Source organism: Rhodanobacter aciditrophus, assembly GCF_050026795.1.
GTDB lineage: Bacteria > Pseudomonadota > Gammaproteobacteria > Xanthomonadales > Rhodanobacteraceae > Rhodanobacter_A.
The window spans coordinates 668,598-691,737 of record NZ_JALBWP010000012.1 but is presented as its reverse complement, the minus strand read 5'-3'; the positions used below and the strand labels follow the sequence as shown (position 1 = coordinate 691,737).

General features: G+C 68.4%; 19 protein-coding genes. 13 read left to right on the top strand and 6 right to left on the bottom strand.

Translation table 11 applies throughout. The features are described from left to right. Window positions 1-21: 21 nt before the first annotated feature. Window positions 22-1,236, bottom strand: a complete 1,215-nt coding sequence (locus tag ACQGNW_RS16295) for a citrate synthase family protein (RefSeq protein WP_426664302.1) — start codon at window positions 1,234-1,236, stop codon at window positions 22-24. 87 nt (window positions 1,237-1,323) lie between these two features. On the opposite strand from ACQGNW_RS16295, the gene ACQGNW_RS16290 reads away from it, so the two are divergent. The 8 genes from ACQGNW_RS16290 (at window position 1,324) to ACQGNW_RS16255 (ending at window position 9,298) form a co-directional block, all read left to right on the top strand. After that, window positions 1,324-2,412 carry a DUF2332 domain-containing protein gene (locus ACQGNW_RS16290; RefSeq protein ID WP_426664300.1) on the top strand — a complete coding sequence of 363 codons (1,089 nt, stop codon included), beginning with the start codon at window positions 1,324-1,326 and terminating at the stop codon, window positions 2,410-2,412. Window positions 2,413-2,453: 41 nt separating this feature from the next. Beyond that, window positions 2,454-3,338 carry a methylisocitrate lyase gene (gene prpB / locus ACQGNW_RS16285; RefSeq protein ID WP_426664298.1) on the top strand — a complete coding sequence of 295 codons (885 nt, stop codon included), beginning with the start codon at window positions 2,454-2,456 and terminating at the stop codon, window positions 3,336-3,338. A gap of 119 nt (window positions 3,339-3,457) precedes the next feature. After that, window positions 3,458-4,603, top strand: a complete 1,146-nt coding sequence (gene prpC / locus ACQGNW_RS16280; RefSeq protein WP_426664296.1) for a bifunctional 2-methylcitrate synthase/citrate synthase — start codon at window positions 3,458-3,460, stop codon at window positions 4,601-4,603. Between the two features lie 500 nt (window positions 4,604-5,103). Then, window positions 5,104-5,991 (top strand): hypothetical protein, encoded by an 888-nt coding sequence (locus ACQGNW_RS16275; protein WP_426664294.1) that lies wholly within the window; start codon window positions 5,104-5,106, stop codon window positions 5,989-5,991. 246 nt (window positions 5,992-6,237) lie between these two features. Beyond that, complete coding sequence (locus tag ACQGNW_RS16270) at window positions 6,238-6,528, top strand: hypothetical protein (protein ID WP_426664293.1); 291 nt, start codon at window positions 6,238-6,240, stop codon at window positions 6,526-6,528. Beyond that, window positions 6,525-7,211, top strand: a complete 687-nt coding sequence (locus ACQGNW_RS16265; protein ID WP_426664291.1) for a C39 family peptidase — start codon at window positions 6,525-6,527, stop codon at window positions 7,209-7,211. The genes ACQGNW_RS16270 and ACQGNW_RS16265 overlap by 4 nt, the downstream gene beginning before the upstream one ends. Before the next feature lie 28 nt (window positions 7,212-7,239). After that, the gene (locus ACQGNW_RS16260; RefSeq protein WP_426664289.1) at window positions 7,240-7,806 is read left to right on the top strand and encodes a hypothetical protein; all 567 of its coding nucleotides are present in this window, start codon (window positions 7,240-7,242) and stop codon (window positions 7,804-7,806) included. Window positions 7,807-7,909: 103 nt separating this feature from the next. Then, window positions 7,910-9,298, top strand: a complete 1,389-nt coding sequence (locus ACQGNW_RS16255; RefSeq protein ID WP_426664287.1) for a coiled-coil domain-containing protein — start codon at window positions 7,910-7,912, stop codon at window positions 9,296-9,298. 7 nt (window positions 9,299-9,305) lie between these two features. On the opposite strand, the gene ACQGNW_RS16250 is transcribed toward ACQGNW_RS16255, so the two are convergent. Then, the gene (locus tag ACQGNW_RS16250) at window positions 9,306-9,998 is read right to left on the bottom strand and encodes a TerC family protein (protein ID WP_426664285.1); all 693 of its coding nucleotides are present in this window, start codon (window positions 9,996-9,998) and stop codon (window positions 9,306-9,308) included. 285 nt (window positions 9,999-10,283) lie between these two features. Between ACQGNW_RS16250 and ACQGNW_RS16245 the strand changes: the two genes are divergently transcribed. The 4 genes from ACQGNW_RS16245 to ACQGNW_RS16230 all read left to right on the top strand — a co-directional run bounded on the left by ACQGNW_RS16245 (window position 10,284) and on the right by ACQGNW_RS16230 (window position 15,229). Beyond that, window positions 10,284-11,735: a bifunctional 2-methylcitrate dehydratase/aconitate hydratase gene (locus tag ACQGNW_RS16245; RefSeq protein WP_426664284.1), complete on the top strand. Its 1,452-nt coding sequence runs from the start codon at window positions 10,284-10,286 to the stop codon at window positions 11,733-11,735. A gap of 184 nt (window positions 11,736-11,919) precedes the next feature. Continuing rightward, on the top strand, window positions 11,920-12,984 hold the full coding sequence (locus ACQGNW_RS16240; protein ID WP_426664282.1) for an OmpA family protein: 1,065 nt from the start codon (window positions 11,920-11,922) through the stop codon (window positions 12,982-12,984). Window positions 12,985-13,340: 356 nt separating this feature from the next. Next, window positions 13,341-14,405, top strand: a complete 1,065-nt coding sequence (locus ACQGNW_RS16235; RefSeq protein ID WP_426664282.1) for an OmpA family protein — start codon at window positions 13,341-13,343, stop codon at window positions 14,403-14,405. Window positions 14,406-14,485: 80 nt separating this feature from the next. Next, a complete protein-coding gene (locus ACQGNW_RS16230) occupies window positions 14,486-15,229 on the top strand; it encodes a pseudouridine synthase (RefSeq protein WP_426664280.1) in 744 nt (247 codons plus the stop codon). Here the strand turns inward: ACQGNW_RS16230 and ACQGNW_RS16225 are convergent. Continuing rightward, the gene (locus ACQGNW_RS16225) at window positions 15,226-16,095 is read right to left on the bottom strand and encodes a LysR family transcriptional regulator (RefSeq protein ID WP_426664278.1); all 870 of its coding nucleotides are present in this window, start codon (window positions 16,093-16,095) and stop codon (window positions 15,226-15,228) included. The two genes, ACQGNW_RS16230 and ACQGNW_RS16225, sit on opposite strands and share 4 nt — an antisense overlap. A 104-nt stretch (window positions 16,096-16,199) precedes the next feature. Between ACQGNW_RS16225 and ACQGNW_RS16220 the strand changes: the two genes are divergently transcribed. Continuing rightward, window positions 16,200-16,949 carry a hypothetical protein gene (locus tag ACQGNW_RS16220; RefSeq protein ID WP_426664277.1) on the top strand — a complete coding sequence of 250 codons (750 nt, stop codon included), beginning with the start codon at window positions 16,200-16,202 and terminating at the stop codon, window positions 16,947-16,949. Here ACQGNW_RS16220 and kbl read toward each other — a convergent pair. From kbl to tdh, 3 genes are all read right to left on the bottom strand, one after another. Next, the gene (gene kbl / locus ACQGNW_RS16215) at window positions 16,946-18,142 is read right to left on the bottom strand and encodes a glycine C-acetyltransferase (RefSeq protein WP_426664275.1); all 1,197 of its coding nucleotides are present in this window, start codon (window positions 18,140-18,142) and stop codon (window positions 16,946-16,948) included. The two genes, ACQGNW_RS16220 and kbl, sit on opposite strands and share 4 nt — an antisense overlap. Before the next feature lie 82 nt (window positions 18,143-18,224). Beyond that, window positions 18,225-21,881 (bottom strand): DUF748 domain-containing protein, encoded by a 3,657-nt coding sequence (locus ACQGNW_RS16210; RefSeq protein ID WP_426664274.1) that lies wholly within the window; start codon window positions 21,879-21,881, stop codon window positions 18,225-18,227. 197 nt (window positions 21,882-22,078) lie between these two features. Continuing rightward, complete coding sequence (gene tdh, locus ACQGNW_RS16205; protein WP_426664273.1) at window positions 22,079-23,113, bottom strand: L-threonine 3-dehydrogenase; 1,035 nt, start codon at window positions 23,111-23,113, stop codon at window positions 22,079-22,081. Between the last annotated feature and the right edge of the window lie 27 nt (window positions 23,114-23,140).

Sequence of the window (23,140 nt, the reverse complement as noted above, 5' to 3'; positions counted from 1 at the left end):
CGCCCGGCGGGTGCGGGCGCGTCAGCGCAGGCGCTCGGGCATCGCGCCGGCGTAGTTCGCGCGTGGGCGGATCAGGCCGCCGGCCTCCTGTTGCTCCAGCGCGTGCGCCAGCCAGCCGGCCATGCGGCCGGCGGCGAACAGCGACAGCGCGGCGTCCGCATCCTGGCCGTGCAGCAGGGCAGCGGCGGCGAGGGCGAAGTCGAGGCTGGGGGCGCGGCCGCAACATGCGGCGGCCGCGTCGACCAGCCGCTGCACACGCGCCATGCCGGGCAGCCGCGGGCGCGACGCGGACAGCATGCACAGCAGCAGCGCGGCACGCGGGTCGCCGTCCGGGTACAAGGGATGGCCGAAACCCGGCAGCTCGTCGCCCTGGCGCAGACGTTCGCGCACGTGGTTGTCCGGGTGGCGTTCGCGCATGGCCTGGCGGATCAGCGCGTAGGCGCGCGCGGTGGCGCCGCCATGCCGCGGGCCGGAAAGCGCTGCGAGTCCCGCACAGGCGGCCGCGTGCAGACCGGCGCCGGTGGAAGCGGCCACGCGGGTGGCGAAGGCCGAGGCGTTCAGTTCGTGGTCGGCGCACAACACCAGAGCGGCGCGCAGCAGCGGATCGGCCTGCCCGGCCGCGGGCCGCCAGCTGGCTGCGAACACTCGGTGGACGGGGCGCCGGCTGGGCTTCGCGGCGCAGACCAGGGCCGCCGTCTCGCGCAGCAGGCTGGCTGCGCCGTTGCGAAGCTGGAGCGGATCGGTGCTGTGCGAGCACGGCGCTGCGAGCGACAGCAGCGGCAGCGCGGCGACGGTGCGTTCCAGCGGCGGCAACCCGCGCTGGCGCAGCAGTCCTTGCACGGCCGGCGGCCACGCCGGCGGCGTCGCGGCAAACGGATCGCGGTCGCCGCATTCCCACAGCAGCCTGGCGACGTCCTCCAGGCTGGCGCCGTCCCGGGCCAGCTCGATGGCCGGGCGTCCGCGGTAGTAGTGGCCGTGCGGGCGGATCAGCGAGATCCGCGTCTCCAGCACCGGCAGTCCCCAGGTGAGGCTGTGCGCGGCTCCCTGCGCGGCGCCGCGGCCGGCCTGGCGGCGCTCGATCAGGCGCTCGATGTCCTCGGCCAGGTACTCGCGGCTGCGGCCGTCCGGACCCGGCCGCGAATCGACCTTGCCGCGGCTGACGTAGGCGTACAGCGTGGCGAGGCTGATGCCGAGCCGCGCGGCGGCGTCACGGGCGGAGAGGTAGCCGGTATGCATGGCGACATATTGATCGTGTCGGTCAAGATTGATCAATGCATCGGCCGGCATCAGAGTGGCGCCCGTTGCCGCTGATGCGAGTGTGCGATGTCCACGATCCAGCCGGTGTCCGACGCTTTCGCCAGGCAGGCGCGGTATTGCCGGGAGCACGGCTCGCCCTTCACCGCGCGCGTGCTGCATGCCGCGGCGCGCGCGCTGGACCGCGGCGAACCGGTACTGCGCCCGCTGGCCGCGTGGCCGGGCGACCCGGTGGCCGATGCCTTGCCGCTGCGGCTGGCAGGGGCGCTGCATGGGCTGGTGCTGGACGGTCGCGCCGGCGAGCTGGCGCGACACTATCCGGGCGGCGGCGCCGAGGACAGCGACGCAGCGCTGTGGCACGCCGCGGCCGACGCGTTGCGCGCGCATCCGCAAGTGCTGGCCGATTACCTGGCCTCGCCGCCGCAGACCAACGAGGTGGGCCGTGCGGCGGTCCTGCTCGGCGGTTTCCTGACGATCGCCTCCCGCATCGGCCTGCCGCTGCGCCTGCTGGAACTCGGCGCCAGCGCAGGACTCAACCTCAACTGGGACCACTACCGTTACCGCTTCGGCGCGGTGAAATGGGGCAGGGCGGACGGCGCGCTGCAACTGGCGCCTGCCTGGCACGGCGACCTGCCGGCGATGGCGGCGTTGCACATCGCTTCGCGATCGGGTTGCGACCGTGCGCCGGTCGATGCGGGCGATCCCGCGCAATGCCTGCGCCTGCGTTCCTACGTCTGGGCCGACCAGCACCGGCGCCTGTGCCAGCTCGACGCGGCGCTGGGCGTCGCCCGCCGCCATCCGGTGCATGTCGAGCGGGAGCAGGCGGACACGTGGCTGGCGCGGCAACTGGCCGTGCCGACGACAGGCGTGGTCACCGTGGTCTACCACTCGATCTTCTGGAGCTACCTGTCGACAGCGGAGCGCGCGCGCATCGTGGCGACGCTGGAGCGTGCCGGGCGGACGGCCAGCGCGGCGGCGCCGCTGGCGTGGCTGCGTTTCGAGTTCGCCGACCCGCGGCAGCTGCCGTCGCTGCAGCTGGACCTGTGGCCCGGTCCGCGCGGGCTGCACCTGGCCGACGCCCAGGCGCACGGCCAGGAAGTGTTCTGGAGCGGCGCCGATGCCGCTGCGGCGGCGCTTCGTGCGCCGCGACACGGGTAGGTCGGCGCATCGCCTACAATACGCAGTTTCGGAGAACCCGCATGTCCCCACTCGAATCCGCCGGCGCGCGTTTCCGTGCCGCCCTCGCCACCGAATCGCCGCTGCAGGTGATCGGCGCGATCACCGCCTACGCCGGCCTGATGGCCAAGCGCGTGGGCTATCAGGCGCTGTATCTGTCCGGCGGCGGCGTGGCCGCCAATTCGCTGGGCATGCCGGACCTCGGCATCTCGACGATGGAGGACGTGCTGATCGACGCGCGCCGCATCGTCGACGCCACCGGCCTGCCGCTGCTGGTCGACATCGACACCGGCTGGGGCGGGGCGTTCAACATCGCTCGAACCATCCGCAGCTTCGAGCGCGTCGGCGTGGCCGCGGTGCACATCGAGGACCAGGTCGGCCAGAAGCGCTGCGGCCATCGTCCCGGCAAGGAAGTGGTGCCGAAGGAGGAGATGGTCGACCGCGTGAAGGCGGCGGTGGACGCGCGCACCGATCCCGGCTTCGTGGTCATGGCGCGCACCGACGCGGCGGCGAAGGAAGGCATCGACGCGGCGGTCGAGCGTGCGGCGGCCTACGTCGAGGCCGGCGCGGACATGATCTTCCCCGAGGCGATGAAGACGCTGGACGACTACCGCAGGTTCAAGGCGGCGGTGAAGGTGCCGATCCTGGCCAACCTCACCGAGTTCGGCTCCACGCCGTTCTTCACCACCGACGAACTGCGCTCGGCCAACGTGGACATCGCGCTGTACTGCTGCGGCGCCTATCGCGCCATGAACAAGGCCGCGCTGAACTTCTACGAGACGGTGCGCCGCGAGGGCACCCAGAAGCACATCATCGACACCCTGCAGACGCGCGAGGAGCTGTACGACTTCCTGGGCTATCACGCCTACGAGGACAAGCTCGACGCGCTGTTCGCCCACAAGGGTTGACGCCACGCCGCAGGAGTGCGTCCCGTGCACGAAAGCTTTTCGCGAAAGGCGCCCGCGCACCGGGTGCGCCCCTGCAGCAACACACCGTTCGGCATTCACTGCATCACTGGAGATATCCGATGAGCGAGCAAGTCCTCCCCAAGGCCAAGAAATCCGTGGCGCTGTCCGGCGTAGCCGCCGGCAACACCGCCCTGTGCACGGTGGGCCGCAGCGGCAACGACCTGCACTACCGCGGCTACGACATCCATGACCTGGCCACCAAGGGCTGCTTCGAGGAAGTGGCGCACCTGCTGGTGCACGGCGTGCTGCCGAACTGGACCGAACTGCAGAACTACAAGGCCCGGCTGAAGCGCCTGCGCGGCCTGCCGGCGCCGGTGAAGAGCGCGCTGGAGCTGCTGCCCGCCGCCACGCACCCGATGGACGTGCTGCGCACCGGCTGCTCGGTGCTGGGCACCGTGCTGCCGGAGAAGGACGACCACAACGTCACCGGCGCGCGCGAGATCGCCGACCGCCTGATGGCCAGCTTCGGTTCCATGCTGCTGTACTGGTACCACTTCAGCCACAACGGCAAGCGCGTGGAGACCGAGACCGACGACGAGTCGATCGCCGCGCACTTCCTGCACCTGCTGCACGGCAGGACGCCGAGCGAACTGCATGCCAATGCGCTGGACAAGTCGCTGATCCTGTACGCCGAGCACGAGTTCAACGCCTCGACGTTCAGTGCCCGCGTCATCGCCGGTACCGGCTCGGACATCTATTCGGCGATCACCGGCGCGATCGGTGCGCTGCGCGGCCCGAAGCACGGCGGCGCGAACGAGGTGGCGATGGAGATCATCGCGCGCTACCGCAGCGCCGACGAGGCCGAGGCGGACATCCGCGCCCGAGTGGAGCGCAAGGAGATCATCATCGGCTTCGGCCATCCGGTGTACACCGTGTCCGACCCGCGCAACGTGATCATCAAGGAGATCTCGCGCAAGCTGTGCACCGACGGCGGCAACCCGGTGCTGTTCGACGTCTCCGAGCGCATCGAGAAGGTGATGGGCGAGATCAAGAAGATGTTCCCCAACCTCGACTGGTACTCGGCCAGCGCCTACCACATGATGGGCGTGCCCACCGCGATGTTCACGCCGCTGTTCGTGATCGCCCGCACCTCCGGCTGGAGCGCGCACGTGATCGAGCAGCGCCAGGACGGCAAGATCATCCGCCCCAGCGCGAACTACACCGGCCCGGAAGACCAGGTCTACGTGCCGATCGACAAGCGCTGAGCGCCGGAACGCGAAACGACGAGGGAGCCGCAAGGCTCCCTTTTTCGTGGGCGTGGCGCTGCCTGCGCCAACGCACAGGCACCTGTTGCAGGTGTTGCGCTCCTGATACAGCGCACAGCACGCAGGGGCAGGCCGCTCGAAGCTTTGTACGACGCCATCCGTGGCGGCTTGGGCGATTCCCGCCCATTGCCGGCTGTAACGATGCTGGAACGGCGCGCATGGCGACCCGATGCCGCCCGGTTCTGGCGGCGCCTTTCAACTTGCTGATTTGCATCGATTTCGTCGAGGCGGGCTGGCTGGCATTCCCTTTGCCAGTTCAGCTTGCTGCGCACGCAAGACTAGGCGGGATGGCCCGCGTCCAGCAGGGAATTCCCGTGCAGATCCGCAACCCGACGCATGCCGGAACGTGGCGGGGGTCTGGCGCTGCAGGCAACCGGTTCCGGCGCTCGCCGGAATTGACGATGCAAAGCCTGATCAGGCTATTTCAAGGAGAACAAATCATGCGCAAGACACTCATCGCTACCGCCGTCTGCCTGGGCCTCGGTCTCAGCTTCTCGGCCCTAGCCGGCAGCCACAACCAGCAGACCAACGCCGGCGGCACCAACGCCCAGGACAGCTCCGCGGCGCTGCAGAACGTGGCCAACCAGAACAACTCCAACAACAACAGCTGGAGCAATTCCAACAACACCTCGAACTCGACCAACAACGTCGTGGCGAACAGCGTGCTCAACGGCACGGTCTCGGGCGTCAGCGTCTCCGGCATCGGCAACAACGCGATGAACTCCGGCAACGCCAATGGCGGTGCCGGCGGCATCGGCCTGGGCGCCACCTCCGCTCCCGGCGGCGACGGCGGCAGCGCACACAGCCACAGCGGTGACGGTGGCGCGGGCCTGGGCATCAGCGCCGCGGTGGGCGGTTCCAGCATGGCCAGCGGCGGCAACAGCAACGGCCGCGCCGGCGACGGCAACAACGGCAGCTCCGCGTCGAACGGCGGCAACAACTCGTTCCTCGGCAGCGGTGGCGGCAATGGCGGCAATGACTCCAGCTCGTCCAGCGGCGGCGGCGGCTCGTGGGCAGCGGGTTCTCCCGCCAGCGGCAGCGCCGACGCGAGCAGCGGCAACGCTTCGGCCAACGGCGGCGGCAGCGGCTCCAGCGCCAGCACCGGCGGTGCGGGTGGCAACGGCGGTGCCGGCGGCGCCGGCACGGGCGGCATGGGTGGTGCTGGCGGGGCGACCTCGGCGAATGCCGGCAGCTTCGACATGGCCAACCAGATGAACGGCACGGCCGCGGCCGCCGCCGGCATCGCGGTGATTGCCCAGAACAGCGGCGCAGCCGCGTTGCTGCAGCAGAGCGTGAACGTGCAGGCCAACCTCACGGTGGGTCACTGAGTGGAATCTCCCGCGGTGGGGCGTGCGCGCCCCACCGCGGTTTTGCGGCGACTGCACGCCGGGATGCCGAGCTGCCGAGGGCGGCGGCGAAGGGTATCCCGCAAGGCGGCAGCCGCGGCGGGAGTACAGACCATGCGAATGTCCCGATGCGGTTCCGGATTCATGCTGCTGCTCTGCGTCGTTGCGCTTGACGTGCCGGCGGCGGAAGCGCCGAGGCCCGTCGCAACGGCGTCATCGTCCGGCACCATGCCGGCTGCCGCGGCTGCGCCAGCGAAATCCGGCTATGTCGACGACCTTGGCGTCAGCGTGAGTGGCGCCACCCTGGCGCAGCTTCGCGGCGGCACCCAGGTGACCGAGACCATGACGCTCAGCGGTTCGGTGGACCACAACACCGACAACCAGGTGGTGACCGGATTCAACCTGATCGACGGCAACGCATTCGGCGGCGCCGCCGGCGTGCCGATGGTGATCCAGAACTCCGGCAACAACGTGCTGATCCAGAACGCCACCATCATCAACGTGCAGTTCCAGCCATGAAACGGCGTCTGTTCCTGGCATGGATGGCGGCGATGTTGCCGGTGGGCGCGGCAGCAGCGGCGACCATGTCGGTGCCGGGCATCCAGGGCAACAGCTACACCATCCACCTCACCAGCCTGAAGGACGTGCGTTTCCGCAACACGATTCGGCAGCAGTACGACTTCAGTTGCGGCTCGGCCGCGGTGGCCACCCTGCTCACCTACCAGTACGGCTATCCCGTCGACGAGCAGTGGGCCTTCGAGCAGATGTACGCCCGGGGCGACCAGGCCAAGATCCGCAAGGAGGGTTTCTCGCTGCTGGACATCAAGCGCTTCCTGCAGGCCAACGGCTTCGTGGCGGATGGCTTCATCGTGCCGCTGGAAAAGCTGCAGCAGGAACACCTGCCGGCAATCGTGCTGATCAACGAGAAGGGTTACCACCATTTCGTGGTGATCAAGGGCCTGGCTTACGGCCGTGTGCTGGTGGGCGATCCGGCGCGCGGCACGCGTGCGATTCCGCTGGCGCGGTTCCAGCGCGAGTGGACGAACCGGCTGCTGTTCGTCATCCACAACCGGCGCGCGCTGGCGGTGTTCAACAGTGCCGGCGACTGGCGCGCCGCCCCGCTGGCGCCGCTGGGTTCCGCCGTCGACCGCACCGGGCTCGGCGACATCACCCTGCCCAAGCGCGGGCCGGGAGACATCTGATGAAGCGCGAGACAACGGAGTGACGATCATGAAGCAGACATGCATCGGACGCGCCTGGAAGGGGGTGTTGCCCGTCTTCGCGCTGGCGGGAATGGGAGTGGTGCACGGGCAGGGCGCAGCGCCCGCTGCGCAGGCGGGTACGACGCCGGCGCAGACCGGCATTGCGATCGCGCCGAGCGAAGTCTGGCAGGCCGTGAGCAACCGGCGGCTGGACGCGATGCGCGGCGGCTTCGATCTTGGCCAGGGCCTGCAGGCTTCCTTCGGCATCGAGCGGCTGGTCTACGTCAACGGCAACCTGGCCACCCGCATCAGCGTGAACATCCCCGACATCGCCCGGATGACCCCGGCGCAGGCCGGTGCGCTGGCGACGGCCGTCGGCACCGTCAACGTGATCCGGAACGGTCCGGGCAACAGTTTCGACCCGGCGGTGCTGAACCATGCGACGGCAGCGACCGTGATCCAGAACAGCCTCGACGCGCAGCACATCCAGAGCCTGACCACGATCAGCACTTCGGTGAACAACCTGGACGCGTTCCGCAGCATCAATTTCTCCAACAGCCTGCAGTCGGCCCTGGTTCGATCGCTGGGGCACTGAGGCAGCCGGTTCGCGATATCGCATTCAAGGAAGCAGTCAGGCTGGTCGGCAAGCTTGGCGCGGGCCGCACCGCTCGATCGCAGTTTTCTCATGGGGAGGCACGATGGCACGGAACTCATGGATAGGCAGGTGTGCGGCCGGCTGCGTCGGCCTGGCGATGCTCGGCGGGATCGCGGTCGCGCAGGAGGCGTCGGCTCCTGCAGGAGGAGCCGCGCCTTCCGGCGACGATCCGGCGCAGCTGTCCGAGACGATCAGGAAAAGCGTCATCGCGCAGGGCGAGCGGCTCGATGCGATGCGCAGCCAGATCGCGGCGCAGATCAGGCAGATCGAGGCCATGCAGCGCGAACTGGCCGTGCAGGAGGCCAACTACCGGGCTTTGCGCCACGCCGTGGGAATGGATGTCCTTGCCCGGCAGCGTGGCGGCAGCGCGAACGTCGCCGGAACGTCCGCATCGGCGCGGCCAATGCCCGCGGATGGGGCAGGCGTCGCGCAGGTGCAGGAGCAGCCGCCGGTCGGGCAGGCGCCGCCGTCCTCAGGGCCGCCGGCGGTGGCGCCGATCTTCAACCAGCCAGGCGTGCTGACGCCGCGCGGCAAGCTGGTGGTGGAGCCGTCCTACCAGTTCGGTTACTCCTCCGCCGACCGGGTGGACCTGATCGGATACACGGTGATCCCGGCGATCCTGATCGGCCTGATCGATGCGCGCCAGGTCAAGACCACCACCCAGACGGCCACCCTGGCCATGCGCTACGGCCTCACCAACCGGCTGGAGTTCGAGGTGCGGGTGCCCTACCTGTACAACCACACCGACACGATCAGCCGCGAAATCTTCACCGGCAGCGCCGAGGACCGGGTCTTCACCAGCAGCGGCCACGGCCTCGGTGACATCGAGGCCACCGCGCGCTACCAGATCAACGACGGCGGCGCGGACCGGCCGTATTACATCGGCTGGTTGCGCTTCAAGTCGCGCACCGGCACGGACCCCTTCGAGGTCACCACCGATTGCGTCACGCGCTGTGTGCAGAACGCGACCGGCACCGGCCTGCCGCTGCAGGTGCCGACCGGCTCGGGTTTCTACTCGCTGCAGCCCGGCCTGACCTGGCTCTTCCCGTCCGACCCGGTAGTGTTCTTCGGCAACGTGAGCTACCTGCACAACTTCCCGCGCCACAACGTCAGCCGGCACGTGCTGCTGGGCGGCACCGAGCCGCTGGGTACGGTGAGCGTTGGCGATGTCGTCGACGTCAGCCTGGGCATGGGCTTCGCGCTCAACGACAAGGCCTCCATCAGCCTGGGCTACGACCAGAGCTTCGTCGGCATCACCAAGCAGAACAACCGGACGGTGGCCGGGTCTGCCAAGACCGTGCTGGGCACCCTGCTGGTCGGCGGCTCCTACCGTTTCAACGACAAGCGCACCCTGAACTTCTCGCTGGGCGTTGGCGTGACGCGCGATACCCCTGACGCCACCGTGACCGTGCGCCTGCCCATGACGTATTGAGGGAGGCTCAGCGTTGTTGGACAGGCTCCCGGGCATGGGTGCGGCGACGGCGCCGCATCCACCAGCTTCCTCCGCAGACGCCGGCGACCAGCACGGCGTCCAGCAGATAGCCTGCCCAGGCGTGTGGGTCGAACCAGCCGTGCAGCAGGTGATCGTGCGCGATCATGCGGCCGGCAGTCCAGGCGATCGCGCCGGCGCCGAGGTAGACGATGACGGGGAAGCGCTCCACCAGCTTCAGGATCAGGGTCGATCCCCAGACCACCAGCGGCACGCTGATCAGCAGGCCGAGCACCACCAGCAGCATCTCGCCCCGTGCCGCGCCGGCGATCGCCAGCACGTTGTCCAGGCCCATCAGTGCGTCGGCGACGATGATGGTGCGCAGCGCGCCCCAGAAGCTGCCCGCGGCGGAGATCTCGTGGGGCGTGTCGTCCTGCGTCAGCAGCTTCCAGGCGATCGGCAGCAACAGCAGGCCGCCGGCCAACATCAGGCCCGGCAGTTTCAGCAGCCACACCACCGCGGCGGTGAGCACGATACGCACCGCGACCGCGCCAAAACTGCCCCAGAACACGGCGCGCCGCTGCAGCGCCTTGGGCAGCCTGCGCGCGGCCAGCGCGATCACGATGGCGTTGTCGCCGGCCAGCACCAGATCGAGCAGGACGATGGTGAATAGACCGGAGAGGAGGCTGGCAAGGGTTTCCATGCGGGGTTCCGACGCGCCGGGACCAGGCAGCAACGGCAGGTGCGCGCAGACCCGCCGTCACCGCAAAAGTCTCGTTCGCGACATCGGCCGCCGTGGTGTCCGGAGCGAGGCATCGCTCGTGGTGACGAACACCGCACGGATGCGTGGCTGCATCCGGAACTACTCCCCTTTGGGTGGTAGTCAGGCCATTATCCGGGCGGGCGGGGCAGCGGGCAAGCGCGCTGCGTTCCTGCCGATGGCGCGGGCCGGATACAATGGGCGTTTCCCCTCGACGCGAGATTCGCCATGAGCGCACACGACATCCGTTCCGCCGTCCGTCCCGATCCCGACCAGCCGATGGTCGACATCGCCGACTACGTGGCCGACTACCGGATCGAGTCGAAGGAGGCCTACGACACCGCGCGCTACATGCTGCTGGATTCGCTGGCCACGGCGATGATGGCGATGAAGTTCCCCGAGTGCGTGAAGCACCTCGGCCCCGTGGTGCCGGGTGCCACGCTGCCGGGTGGCGCGCGCGTGCCGGGTACCAGCCATGAGCTGGACCCGGTGCAGGCCGCGTTCGCGATCGGTACGCAGGTCCGCTGGCTGGACTTCAACGACACTTGGCTCGCGGCCGAGTGGGGTCATCCCTCCGACAACCTCGGCGCGATCCTCGCTGTGGCCGACTGGCAGGGCCGCCGGGCCGAGCGCGAGGGCGGCCAGGCGCCGACCGTGCGCGACGTGCTGGGCTACGCGATCAAGGCGCACGAAATCCAGGGCTGCTATGCGCTGAAGAACAGCTTCAACCGCGTGGGCCAGGATCACGTGATCCTGGTGCGCCTGGCTTCCACTGCCGTCGCCACACACATGCTTGGCGGCGACAAGGAGCAGATCACCACCGCCGTCTCGCACAGCTGGATCGACAACGGCGCGCTGCGCACCTACCGTCACGCGCCGAACACCGGGCCGCGCAAGAGCTGGGCCGCGGGCGATGCCTGCCGCCGCGCCGTCACCCACGCGATCAACGCGGTCCATCGCGGCGTGGTGGGGTATCCGTCGGCGTTGTCGGCGAAGACCTGGGGCTTCTACGACGTGGCGTTCAAGGGCAAACCGTTCGAGTTCGAGCGCCCGTTCGGCAGCTACGTGATGGAGAACGTGCTGTTCAAGATCAGCTTCCCGGCCGAGTTCCACGCGCAGACCGCGGTGGAGTGCGCGATGAAGCTGCATGCCGAAGTGGCCGGCAAGCTCGACCAGATCGAGAAGGTGGTGATCGAGACCCAGGAAGCCGGCTGCCGCATCATCGACAAGACCGGCCCGCTGGCCAACTATGCAGATCGCGACCACTGCATCCAGTACATGGTGGCGGTGCCGCTGATCTTCGGCCGCCTGGAAGCGTCCGATTACAACGACGACGTGGCCGTCGATCCGCGCATCGACGCGCTGCGCGAGAAGATGGTGGTGAGCGAGAATCCGCAGTTCACCAGGGATTATTTCGACCCGGAGAAGCGCTACATCGGCAACTCGGTGCAGGTGTTCTTCAAGGACGGATCGAGCACCGGGAAAGTCTCGATCGACTACCCGATCGGCCATCGCAAGCGTCGCGCCGAGGGAATTCCGGTGTTGCTGAAGAAGTTCGAGGCGGCCATGCGCGGCCATCTGCCGGCACACAAGGTCAAGGCGATCCTGGAGGCCACCCGTGACCCGGCGAAGCTGGACGCGATGCCGATCCAGCAGTTCCTCGGCCTGTTCACGCTCTGAATACGCCTTGACAGCAAATCTCGTCGAAACTGTACGGGTCTTAACGAGGCGATGGCTTTAAATTGTCACGGCATCCGCGATATGTTAGATTTGTGTAAAGCCGAATGAGCCGACCCGATTCGCGCGAGAGTGGCCGCATCAGAACAAAGGTGCGATGGTTTCAATAACAAAAAGGAGTGATCTGATGAAACACAAGGGCCTTTATTTCATGGTTGCCCTGGCCTTGGGCGGCGTGGGCGCCGTTCACGCGCAGGACAACACGGCGGCAACCACGGGCAGCAGCGATAGCGCCGCCGCTCCGGCGTGGCCGAAGGGTTTCGATGACCGCTGGTACATCGCGCCGACCATCGGCGGCTACTACAACGACACGGATCGCAACACCAACAGCCGCCAGTTCTACTACGGCCTGGGCGTGGGCAAGTTCCTTTCGTCCAACACCTCGGTGGACGTGTTCTTCGACCGCACCAAGCGCAAGATCGACCATAACGCGGGCAAATGGGCCAGCAACAACCTCGGTGTTGCCGTGCGCTATTACCTGGGCAGCACTGCGTGGCACCCCTACCTGCTGGCGGGTGTGATGGGCAGCCACCACAAGAACCCGGTGGACAGTGGCTGGGCGCCTGCGGCCGAACTGGGTCTGGGTCTGTCCAAGTCGGTGACCGACAGCTCCGACGTGCGCGTGGAAGGTGGCTACCGCTACGACTGGGACGACAAGAGCCAGCCAAGCAAGAGCGGCTACGGCGACTGGTTCCTGGGCCTGAGCATCGTGTCGCGCTTCGGCGCGGTGCCGGCAGCTCCGGCTCCGGTGGCCCCGCCGCCGCCGCCGGCTCCGGCCCCGGTGGAAGCCCCGGCGCCGCAGAAGGTGGTGATCGACCTGCGTGGCGTGAACTTCAAGTTCGACTATCCGAAGAAGGGCCATGTGCACGCATCGGAAATCGACAAGGCGCTGGCGGTGCCGACGTCGGACTCGATCGCGATCCTGGACCAGGCGGTGGATACGCTGAAGCGCTATCCCGACGTGCACGTGACGGTGGCGGGCTACACGGACAGCGTGGGCAAGCCGGCGTACAACCAGGCACTGTCGGAGCGTCGCGCACAGATCGTGTACGACTACCTGACCAGCCACGGGATCGACGCGAGCCGTCTGGAAGGACCGATCGGTCACGGTGCGGACAACCCGATCGGCGACAACGCCACCGACGCGGGCCGTGCGCAGAACCGTCGCGTGGAACTGCAGGTCCAGCAGTAAGCGGACTTGCGGCAGTGTCACGAAAAAGCCCGGCGCATGCCGGGCTTTTTCGTGGAATGGAGCGATACCGGCGGACTGGGTCGCGGGAGATGCCGTTCAATACAAAAAATACACACGGACAGGAGTAGGGAAAACGACCATCGACCCTGAACGATAGTGTACTGGGAAGTGCAAAAGCTGTTTTGTCCCCCGTGTGCGGCGTTTAACGATTTTGCTACACTCATTTCCGCTTGCAGAGAGTACGGACGCCAGGCAGTAAAGCATTACAAACCGTCGAAGACGTTAAAAAGCAATGCCACGCAGTCCCCGTTTGGCGTGTAACGGACGCGAAGACCAAATTGACGAGGAGAGACCTGATGAAGCACAAGGGCCTTTATTTCATGGTTGCCCTGGCCTTGGGCGGCGTGGGCGCCGTTCACGCGCAGGACAACACGGCGGCAACCACGGGCAGCAGCGATAGCGCCGCCGCTCCGGCGTGGCCGAAGGGTTTCGATGACCGCTGGTACATCGCGCCGACCATCGGCGGCTACTACAACGACACGGATCGCAACACCAACAGCCGCCAGTTCTACTACGGCCTGGGCGTGGGCAAGTTCCTTTCGTCCAACACCTCGGTGGACGTGTTCTTCGACCGCACCAAGCGCAAGATCGACCATAACGCGGGCAAATGGGCCAGCAACAACCTCGGTGTTGCCGTGCGCTATTACCTGGGCAGCACTGCGTGGCACCCCTACCTGCTGGCGGGTGTGATGGGCAGCCACCACAAGAACCCGGTGGACAGTGGCTGGGCGCCTGCGGCCGAACTGGGTCTGGGTCTGTCCAAGTCGGTGACCGACAGCTCCGACGTGCGCGTGGAAGGTGGCTACCGCTACGACTGGGACGACAAGAGCCAGCCAAGCAAGAGCGGCTACGGCGACTGGTTCCTGGGCCTGAGCATCGTGTCGCGCTTCGGCGCGGTGCCGGCAGCTCCGGCTCCGGTGGCCCCGCCGCCGCCGCCGGCTCCGGCCCCGGTGGAAGCCCCGGCGCCGCAGAAGGTGGTGATCGACCTGCGTGGCGTGAACTTCAAGTTCGACTATCCGAAGAAGGGCCATGTGCACGCATCGGAAATCGACAAGGCGCTGGCGGTGCCGACGTCGGACTCGATCGCGATCCTGGACCAGGCGGTGGATACGCTGAAGCGCTATCCCGACGTGCACGTGACGGTGGCGGGCTACACGGACAGCGTGGGCAAGCCGGCGTACAACCAGGCACTGTCGGAGCGTCGCGCACAGATCGTGTACGACTACCTGACCAGCCACGGGATCGACGCGAGCCGTCTGGAAGGACCGATCGGTCACGGTGCGGACAACCCGATCGGCGACAACGCCACCGACGCGGGCCGTGCGCAGAACCGTCGCGTGGAACTGCAGGTCCAGCAGTAAGCGGACTTGCGGCAGTGTCACGAAAAAGCCCGGCGCATGCCGGGCTTTTTCTTTCAGTGCGTGCACCCTAGGCTTGCCCGATGTCCCCTGCACGACCATCCGGAATACAAGGCGGCAAGCGCCACGGCGTGGCTCGCGTGCTGAGCAAGCTGGGCGTGTGTTCGCGCAGCCAGGCCGAGGCCGCGGTGCGAGCGGGGCGCGTCAGCGTGGACGGCCGCGTGGTGCGTGATCCCGAGTACCCGGTCGAGGCAGGCCAGCAACTCAGCCTGGACGGCGTCGCTGCAGAGGCTGTGCAACGCGTCTATATCGCCCTGAACAAGCCGCGCGGCATCGTGGTGAGCGCGGCCGACGAGCGCGGCCGCGACACGGTCTACGACCTGCTGCGCGATGCCGGCCTGCCGTGGCTGGGGCCGGTGGGGCGCCTGGACAAAGCCAGCGAAGGCCTGCTGCTGCTCAGCAACGACAGTGCATGGGCGGCCCGTCTTACCGAGCCGATGCACCATGTGGAGAAGATCTACCACGTGCAGGTCGATCGCGTGCCCGATCCCGCCCTGCTGGCGGCAATCGAGGCCGGTGTGGTGGAGCAGGGCGAGCGGCTGGCGGCGCGGCGTGCCACGCTGCTGCGCCATGGCGAGAAGAACGCCTGGCTGGAAGTGACGCTGGACGAGGGCCGCAACCGGCATATCCGGCGCCTCCTCGCGGCGCACGGTGTGGGGGTGCTGCGGCTGGTTCGCGTGGCCATAGGACCACTGGCACTGGGTGAGCTGCCCAAGGGCGGCTGGCGGCATCTCACCCCTGCGGAAGTCGCGGTGCTCGGCGGTTAGGCGGCACTTCTTGCCGCTACGGCGTCCAGTACGCGCTGCGCCAGCGGATGAGGCGCAGCGGCATCGTAGATCGCATAGATGGGGTTGAAGCAGCGACGGCCCTCGGGACGATGGACCACCAGCCGGCCGTTCGACGCCGACTCCCGCGCGCAGTCCATCGGCACGATGGAGAGGCCGCGGCCGGCAGCAACCCAGTCGAGCACCTCCTCCAGTTCCTCGAAGTGCGCGCCGGAACGCAACCGCGGCAGGGCGGCGCCGGCTGCCTGGCCGAACCAGCAGGCGAATACGTCCTCGCTCTCGTCGTAGGTCACGAACTCGGCCCCGGCCAGGTCGGCGAGCGCCGGTGCAGGATGAGCCGGTGCCGAGATCAGCACCAGTTCCTCGCGATCCACGGCGCGCACCACCAGGCGGGTAGAGGCCACTTGGCGGTGCAGGAAGCCAAGGTCGGCATCACCGGACTCGACGCTCCGGATCACCTCCTCGGCCAGCGGATAACGCAGGCGCAGGGAGACGCCGGCCAGGGGGCCCTGGTGGAACAGCGGCAGCAGGGCGTAACGACCGTAACCGCTGACCGTGGCGATGCGCAGGGGATCTCCGCCCGGCGAAGGAGCACCAATCAGCTCGCCGATGCGACGCCAGTCGTGCCGCATGTCGCGGCAGAAGGCAAGCAGGCGCAGGCCGGCTGCGTTGGGTGTGAGAGGACCGCTGCCGCGCTCGAACAAGGGCATGCCGAGCGTCTCTTCCAGGCGCTTGAGCTGATAGCCCACCGCTTGCTCGGAGCGGTGCATCGCCGCGGCTGCGGCGCGCAGGCTGCCGGCTTCGCACACGGCACGGAAGGCCGGCAGATAGCGCAGTTCCGGGTTCACGGCGCTCAAAAAAATCTTGGGGGTGGGCCAAGAAGATTCGCATGGCGGTGCCTGGCGGACAAGGCGAGACTGCCCGCCCGGCAAACCCTACCAAGGAGATCCCCATGCCGTCCTTGCGAATCCGTCGCCGTCTCGCCGCGCTGTGCCTGATGCTGTTGCCCGTGGCCGCATCCCATGCGCAGTCCGGCGATGCCGCGCACTTCTATGCGTACCAGCCCAAGCCAGGCCAGGCTCCGGCTTTCGAGGAGGGCTACCGCCATCACCTGGACTGGCACCGTGCGCACCACGATGCCTTGGCCTGGTATGCATGGACCATCGAGGACGGTCCACACGCCGGCTGGTTCGTCGACGCCAGCCTGGGCGAGCCCTTCGCCGCCTTCGACCGGCGGGTGGATCCGGCCGGGGACGGCGCCGATTTCGCCCGCACTGCCGCGCCCCATGCGACGCCGACCGCCAGGCCCACCTATCGTCTGCTGCGTGCCTTCAGCACGGGAGCGCCGCTCGAGGAGCAGCATCCCTCCTCGCAGGTCGAGGTGACCTACGTGCAGGTGCGGCCCGGTACCGAGCGGCGCTTCGAGCGCGTGCTGGCAGCATTGCACCGCACGCTCGCTCATGCGAAGGACGCGCCGCCGCACACCTGGTACCGCCTGGTGGTGGGCGGCGAAACACCGCAATACATGCTGATGGTGCCGCGGACGGACTGGGCCAGCTACGACGCCTTTCCCGAGGGTTTGGAGCGTCGGCTGGCCGGCGATCCGGCGGCGCTCGCGGACCTGGCTGTCTCGGTGCGCGAGATGCGCAGCGAGACCTGGCGTTATCGTCCGGACCTCAGCCTGTTGCCGGGAACGCCTTAAACGATCACGCCCAGCTGCCTGCCCACCTTGGTGAATGCCGCAACGGCGCGGTCCAGGTGTTCGCGGGTGTGCGCCGCGCTCATCTGGGTGCGGATGCGCGCCTGGCCCTGCGGTACTACCGGGTAGAAGAAGCCGGTGACGTAGATACCCTCGTCGAGCAGCGCGGCGGCCATGGCCTGGGCCTTGGGCGCGTCGTAGATCATCACCGGCACGATCGGGTGCACGCCGGGCTTGATGTCGAAGCCGGCCTGGGTCATCCGCTCGCGGAAATAGCGGGTGTTCTCCTGGACCCTGGCGCGCAGGTCGCCGGCGGCCTCGAGCATGTCGAACACCTTGACCGCGGCAGCCACCACGTGCGGCGGCAGCGAGTTGGAGAAGAGGTACGGCCGCGAGCGCTGGCGCAGCATCTCGATGATTTCCGCGTGGCCGGTGGTGAAACCGCCGAGCGCGCCGCCCAGCGCCTTGCCCAGCGTGCCGGTGAAGATGTCGATCTTGTCCATCACGCCGTTGACCTCGGCCGAGCCGCGGCCGGTTTGGCCCAGGAAGCCGGTGCAGTGGCACTCGTCGATGTGCACCAGCGCGTTGTACTTCGCGGCCAGTGCGGTGATCTCATCGAGTTTCGCGATGAAGCCATCCATCGAGAACGCGCCGTCGGTGGAGATCAGCTTGGTGCGCGCGCCGGCCGCGTCGGCGGCCTGCAGCTGCCGCTCCAGGTCGGCCATGTCGCTGTTGGCGTAGCGGTAGCGCCTGGCCTTGCACAGGCGGATGCCGTCGATGATCGAGGCGTGGTTGAGCGCGTCGGAGATGATCGCGTCCTCCTCACCCAGCAGCGGCTCGTACAGGCCGCCGTTGGCGTCGAAGCAGGCGGCATAGAGGATGGTGTCCTCGGTGCCGAAGAACTGCGCGATCTTCGCTTCCAGCTGCTTGTGCAGATCCTGCGTGCCGCAGATGAAGCGCACCGAGGCCATGCCGAAGCCGTGGGTGTCCAGCGCCTCCTTGGCGGCGGCGATCACCTCCGGGTGGTCGGCCAGGCCCAGGTAGTTGTTGGCGCAGAAGTTGAGCACCTTGCGGCCGCCCTCCAGCTCGATCTCGGCGGACTGCGGCGAGACGATCACGCGCTCGGCCTTGAACAGGCCCTGCTCGCGGATGGAGGCGAGTTCGGCGGCGAAACGGGACTGGCCGGGGTAGCTCATGGCGGGGACCTTGTGCGTGGGCAAAGCGGTATTGTCGCCGCTCGCGGCGGGGCTGTGAAGGAAGCCCCGCCGCCGGCCGCCGCTACTGGTGCAGGCCGAAGTCCACCCGCGTCGTCTTGCCCTTGTCGTCGATGCCCTTGGCATCGAGCACCACCGGCTTCTCGTCGTAGCGGGCGGCATCGAGCTTGCCGGTGAGCCAGCTGCGCACGGCGTCGGCGCGGCGTTTGGCCAGGTCGCGCATCGCCGGCTCGTCCACCGCCACGTTGGCTTCCATCAGGCCGCGCATCTCGTCCGGGTCCAGCGACTTCTTCAGTCCGAGGAAGTTGCGCGGCTTGTTCGGGATGTCGTCGTGCTTGTAGGCCCGCTTGAGGTACTTCTCGACCTGGTCCGGCGTCACCCGCACGTCGGCAAGGGCGGCATCGGACACGTCGGCGTCCTTGCCCTTTTCGTCGAGCACCAGCTCGCGGCGGATCAGGTTCTCCACGGTGACCTTGCGCAGGCCGTCGCGGTCCTTGGTCGGGTCGACCCGGCCGATGATGTCCAGCTTCAGCGAAGGCTTCTTCTCAAGGATCGCCACCAGCTTGCCCAGCCGCTCCTGCGCCTTGGCATCGAGGATGGCCGAACCGGGCGCGAACTCGACGTAGCCGAGGTCCGCGCCCGGTCCGCCGAATGCGGCGCCGAGCAGGCGGAACGGCGCGGTCACCGCCTTGGCGACCAGGTTGACCAGTGCCCGCCAGACCAGCCCGCCGACGCTGAACTGCGGATCGTCCAGCGAGCCGGACACCGGCAGGTTCACGTCGATGTTGCCCTCGGTGTCCCGCAGCAGCGCCACCGCCAGCTTCACCGGCAGGTGCTTCACGCCGGGGCTGTTGTCGCGGTCGCCGAAGGTGAGCTGGGTGATGAAGATGTGGTTGTCGGCCTCCAGCTTGCGGTTGTCGAGCTGGTAGTGGACGTCCACGTTGAGCTTGCCCGAGGTGATCGGGTAGCCGGCGTACTTGCGCGAGTAGGCGGCCAGTCGGGTCAGCTCCACCTCGTCGGCCTTGCCCTTGATGTCGAGGAAGGCGACCGGCTGCAGCGGGTTGATGGTGCCGCTGATGTCCACCGGCGAGTTCTCGTCCAGCGCGGCCTGCACGTTAAGCTCGGCCGGCGGGTCGCCGGGCTTGGTGCCGAAGGCGCCGATCTTGCCGGTGAGCTTGGTGAGGTTGGCGGTGTAGTTGGGCTTGATGAAGTTGTCGGTGTAGTTGAGCTGGCCGTTCACCAGGGTGATGCCGCCCAGGTGGATCTCGGCCGCCGGCGCGGCGCTGGTTGCCGCGGTGGGCGCTTGCGCCACCGCGGTCGAGGCGGCCGGTGGCGGCGTGGGCGCGGTGGCGGCCGGGGGTGGCACGCTGCCCTCGGCGCGGGTCACCGACACCGGCGCGGATGCCGGCGAGGCCACCACGTCGGCCAGGTTCAGCCGGCCGTCGGCGTTGATGATCACGCGGGCGTAGAACGAGGTGAGCACCAGCGCACCGACATCCACCCGCGGCGTGGACCGCCCGGTCGCCGCGTCCAGCCGTGAGGCGGTGAGCGTGCGCCAGCGCAGGAAGTCGTCGCCGGTCAGCTTGTCCTGCACGCGGACCCGTTCCAGTGCCGCATTGCCGCGGTAGCGCAGCGAGGGCGTGCGGCCACGCGCGTCGTAGCGCAGCTGGCCATTGCTGGTCAGGCGCGCGCTGGCGACCGTTACGTTCAACGGCACGTCGAGGTAGGGCACGAAGCGGGCAATGTCCAGGTTGCGTGTGGTCAGCTTCAGGTCGGCACCGAGCGGATCGGGGCGCAGCGTGCCGCTGGCGTCGAAGCTGCCGCGGTCGATCGTGCCGGCGAGCGCGAACGGGCGCGCATCGCCGAGTTTGTCGCTGAGACCGTCCAGGTGTCCCTTCATCGCCGTGAGCCGGGTCTTCACCGGGCGCGTGCCGGCGGCGAGATCGGTGAAGTCCACGCTGCCGTCGTCCAGCGCGAGGCGGCCCAGTTGCCAGTGCCAGGGCGCGGCCGGGGACGAGGCGCCCTTCGGTGTGGCCGGTGCTTCCGGCAACAGCTCCATCAGGCTCAGCTTGCCGTTGCGCGCGCGCTCGATGTCCAGCGCGGGGCGGTGCAGGGTGACGTCGCCCAGCTGTACCTGGCGACTGGCCAGGTCGAACAGCGTGATCGCCGCGTCGAGCCGGCCCCACGCCATCGCCGGACCGTGTTCCTTCTGCTGCGGGGCGAGCGCGAAATCGCTCACCGTGGCATGCGCATCGGTCAGGTGCACGTTGACCGCCTTGCCCCAGTCCAGCGCGAGCTGGCCGCCGGCATCGAGCCGTCCCTGGGTGACCGGTGCGCGCAGGTCGGGCGCGGCGATCGCCTGCAGCGGCGCCACCGCCACCTGCTTGAGGCCGAGCGCGGCCTTGAGCTGGCCGGCCGCCAGGTCCAGCGTGCCCCGGGCGGTGATGTCGCCGCCACCCAGCGCGGCCGCCAGGTTCAGCGTGCCGGCGGGCGCCTTCAGCAGGCTCAGGCCGTGCAGTGCGCCGCGCACACGGGAGATATCCAGCGTCTGCTGCGTGGCGTTGGTGTAGTGCACGGCGCTGTCGGTCAGGAACAGCCCGTCGATGCGCAGGTCGGTGGGCGCCTTGTCGGCCGCGGCGGGCGTGCCGGCGGTCAACGCATCGAAGTTGCTGTGGCCGTCGGCGCCCTGCCGGTAGCTCAGCGCGGCGTGGTCCAGCACCACGGTGCCGAGGTGATAGCGCGACGCCAGCGGCTGTACGTCGACCAGCTGTGCGCCGCCGTGGCCCAGGTCGAGGATCGGTACGTCCTGGCGCGTCGCCAGCGCGAAGCTGTCCAGCTGCAGGTGGCCGGTGAGCTTGAGCTGCGGGGTCGGCTGGCTCTGCACGAAGTGCAGGTCCAGCACGCCGCTCAGCAGGCCCTTCGGGATGGATACCGGAAGCGCGGCCGCAGGCACGTAGGCGAGGTAGCGCGGCAGGTCCAGCTTGTCGAACTGGAAACGCATGATCGATTCGCGCGAGTCGGCGAACGGCTTGGTCTGTCCGTCGATGCGCAGCGGGCTGCCGTCCACCCGCATCGCCAGCAGCGGCTGCACGTAGATGTCGGTGTCGCTGGGCAGGTTGGCCAGGAACGGGATGCCCACGTCGAGCTGGTCGATGCGGTGGCTGGCCCGGGTGCGCTGGTCGTCGAAGCGGATGTCGCCGTTGTGCACCTGGACGTTGGCCAGCGCGAAACGGGCCGGCGGCGAGGGCGGGGCCCCCGGTTTGGCGGCGTAGCGGTCGATCAGGTCGGAGAAGTTGAAGCGGCCGTCCGCGCTGCGCGCCAGGTGGATCTGCGGGTGGTCGAGCCGCAGCGCATCGAGCACCGGCGCCATGCGGAAAAGCGAGGTCCACGAGGCGTTGATCACCGCCTCGTCCACGTCGACGAAGGCAGTCTTCCCGTCGCGCCCGCCGATATGCAGGCGGTCCAGCTGCAGGCGCAGGGTGAACGGGTTGAAGTGCACCGCGCCCACGGTCACCGGGCGGGACAGCGCCGCGCTGGCGCGTTTTTCGATCTGTCCGCGCAGGATCGGCGGCGCGGCGAAGAAGCCGAGCAGGCCGAACAGCACCAGTGCGGCCGCGACGATCGCCAGCGTGCGGCGTGTTCGCCGGGAGCGGGCCAGTTCACGCGTACGGTTCAGCGCGCGCGCGGCGCGGGGGTCTTCCAGCAAACGACGGATGCGCATCGAAGCACTCCCAGTACGCCGCATTCCGGCGGCGCGGTTGGACGCCACCGGCACCGGACCCGGTGCCCCTGCGGGTCCGTACCGAAGTGTACGGACAAGCCCGTCCGCCGCCCAGCCTCGGCCGCGTGAAGCGCAAGTTCGATCAGCGGTGGGACGCGCCGGCCGCACGCGGCGGCCGGCGGATCAGGCCGGTGGCCTCAGGTCCAGCTGCAGACGACCTTGCCGCAGTTGCCCTCGGCCATCAGGTCGAAGCCGCGCTGGAAATCGTCGATGGCGATCTGGTGGGTCAGCACCTTCTGCAGCGGGAAGCCGGTCAGCACCATCTGCGTCATCTTGTACCAGGTCTCGTACATCTTGCGGCCGTAGATGCCCTGCAGGGTGAGGCCCTTGAAGATCACCTTGTCCCAGTCGATGCCGGCGCCCTTGGGCTGGATGCCGAGCAGGGCGATCTTGCCGCCGTGGTACATGCAGTCGAGCATGTCGTTGAACGCGCGCGGGTTGCCGCTCATCTCCAGGCCGACGTCGAAGCCTTCCATGTGCAGGTCCTTCATCACGTCCTTGAGCGACTGGTTCGCCACGTTGACCACGCGGGTGGCGCCCATGTCGGCGGCCAGCTTCAGGCGGTAGTCGTTGACGTCGGTGACCACCACGTTGCGCGCGCCCACGTGCTTGGCGATGCCGGCGGCGATGATGCCGATCGGGCCGGCGCCGGTGATCAGCACGTCCTCGCCGATCAGGTCGAACTCCAGCGCGCAGTGCGCGGCGTTGCCGTAGGGGTCGAAGAACGCGGCCAGCTCGGACGGGATCTGGTCCGGGATCGGCCACAGGTTCGAGGCCGGCATGGTCATGTATTCGGCGAACGCACCGTTGCGGTTCACGCCGATGCCGACGGTGTTCGGGCACAGGTGCTGGCGGCCGGCGCGGCAGTTGCGGCAATGGCCGCAGACGATGTGCCCTTCGGCGGAGACGCGGTCGCCCACCTTGTAGCCGGTGACGCCGGGGCCGATCTCCACGATGCGACCGACGAACTCGTGGCCGATGGTGAGGCCGGGCTTGATGGTGCGCTGGCTCCACTCGTCCCACTTGTAGATGTGCAGGTCGGTGCCGCAGATCGCGGTCTTCTCGATCTTGATCAGCACCTCGTTCGGGCCGACCTCGGGCACCGGCACCTCTTCCATCCAGATGCCCTGCTCGGGCTTGCGCTTGACCAGGGCTTTCATCGTCTGCGGCATGGGGAATCCAAATGGCTGGCCCGGACG

Bases quoted from the DNA above. Each gene is read 5' to 3' on its own strand.
- ACQGNW_RS16220 (WP_426664277.1), top strand. From the start codon at position 16,200: ATGCCGTCCTTGCGAATCCGTCGCCGTCTCGCCGCGCTGTGCCTGATG.
- ACQGNW_RS16250 (WP_426664285.1), bottom strand. From the start codon at position 9,998: ATGGAAACCCTTGCCAGCCTCCTCTCCGGTCTATTCACCATCGTCCTG.
- ACQGNW_RS16275 (WP_426664294.1), top strand. From the start codon at position 5,104: ATGCGCAAGACACTCATCGCTACCGCCGTCTGCCTGGGCCTCGGTCTC.
- ACQGNW_RS16270 (WP_426664293.1), top strand. From the start codon at position 6,238: ATGCCGGCTGCCGCGGCTGCGCCAGCGAAATCCGGCTATGTCGACGAC.
- ACQGNW_RS16245 (WP_426664284.1), top strand. From the start codon at position 10,284: ATGAGCGCACACGACATCCGTTCCGCCGTCCGTCCCGATCCCGACCAG.
- kbl (WP_426664275.1), bottom strand. From the start codon at position 18,142: ATGAGCTACCCCGGCCAGTCCCGTTTCGCCGCCGAACTCGCCTCCATC.
- ACQGNW_RS16260 (WP_426664289.1), top strand. From the start codon at position 7,240: ATGAAGCAGACATGCATCGGACGCGCCTGGAAGGGGGTGTTGCCCGTC.
- ACQGNW_RS16210 (WP_426664274.1), bottom strand. From the start codon at position 21,881: ATGCGCATCCGTCGTTTGCTGGAAGACCCCCGCGCCGCGCGCGCGCTG.
- ACQGNW_RS16240 (WP_426664282.1), top strand. From the start codon at position 11,920: ATGAAACACAAGGGCCTTTATTTCATGGTTGCCCTGGCCTTGGGCGGC.
- ACQGNW_RS16295 (WP_426664302.1), bottom strand. From the start codon at position 1,236: ATGCATACCGGCTACCTCTCCGCCCGTGACGCCGCCGCGCGGCTCGGC.
- ACQGNW_RS16255 (WP_426664287.1), top strand. From the start codon at position 7,910: ATGGCACGGAACTCATGGATAGGCAGGTGTGCGGCCGGCTGCGTCGGC.
- ACQGNW_RS16235 (WP_426664282.1), top strand. From the start codon at position 13,341: ATGAAGCACAAGGGCCTTTATTTCATGGTTGCCCTGGCCTTGGGCGGC.
- ACQGNW_RS16265 (WP_426664291.1), top strand. From the start codon at position 6,525: ATGAAACGGCGTCTGTTCCTGGCATGGATGGCGGCGATGTTGCCGGTG.
- tdh (WP_426664273.1), bottom strand. From the start codon at position 23,113: ATGCCGCAGACGATGAAAGCCCTGGTCAAGCGCAAGCCCGAGCAGGGC.
- prpB (WP_426664298.1), top strand. From the start codon at position 2,454: ATGTCCCCACTCGAATCCGCCGGCGCGCGTTTCCGTGCCGCCCTCGCC.
- ACQGNW_RS16230 (WP_426664280.1), top strand. From the start codon at position 14,486: ATGTCCCCTGCACGACCATCCGGAATACAAGGCGGCAAGCGCCACGGC.
- prpC (WP_426664296.1), top strand. From the start codon at position 3,458: ATGAGCGAGCAAGTCCTCCCCAAGGCCAAGAAATCCGTGGCGCTGTCC.
- ACQGNW_RS16290 (WP_426664300.1), top strand. From the start codon at position 1,324: ATGTCCACGATCCAGCCGGTGTCCGACGCTTTCGCCAGGCAGGCGCGG.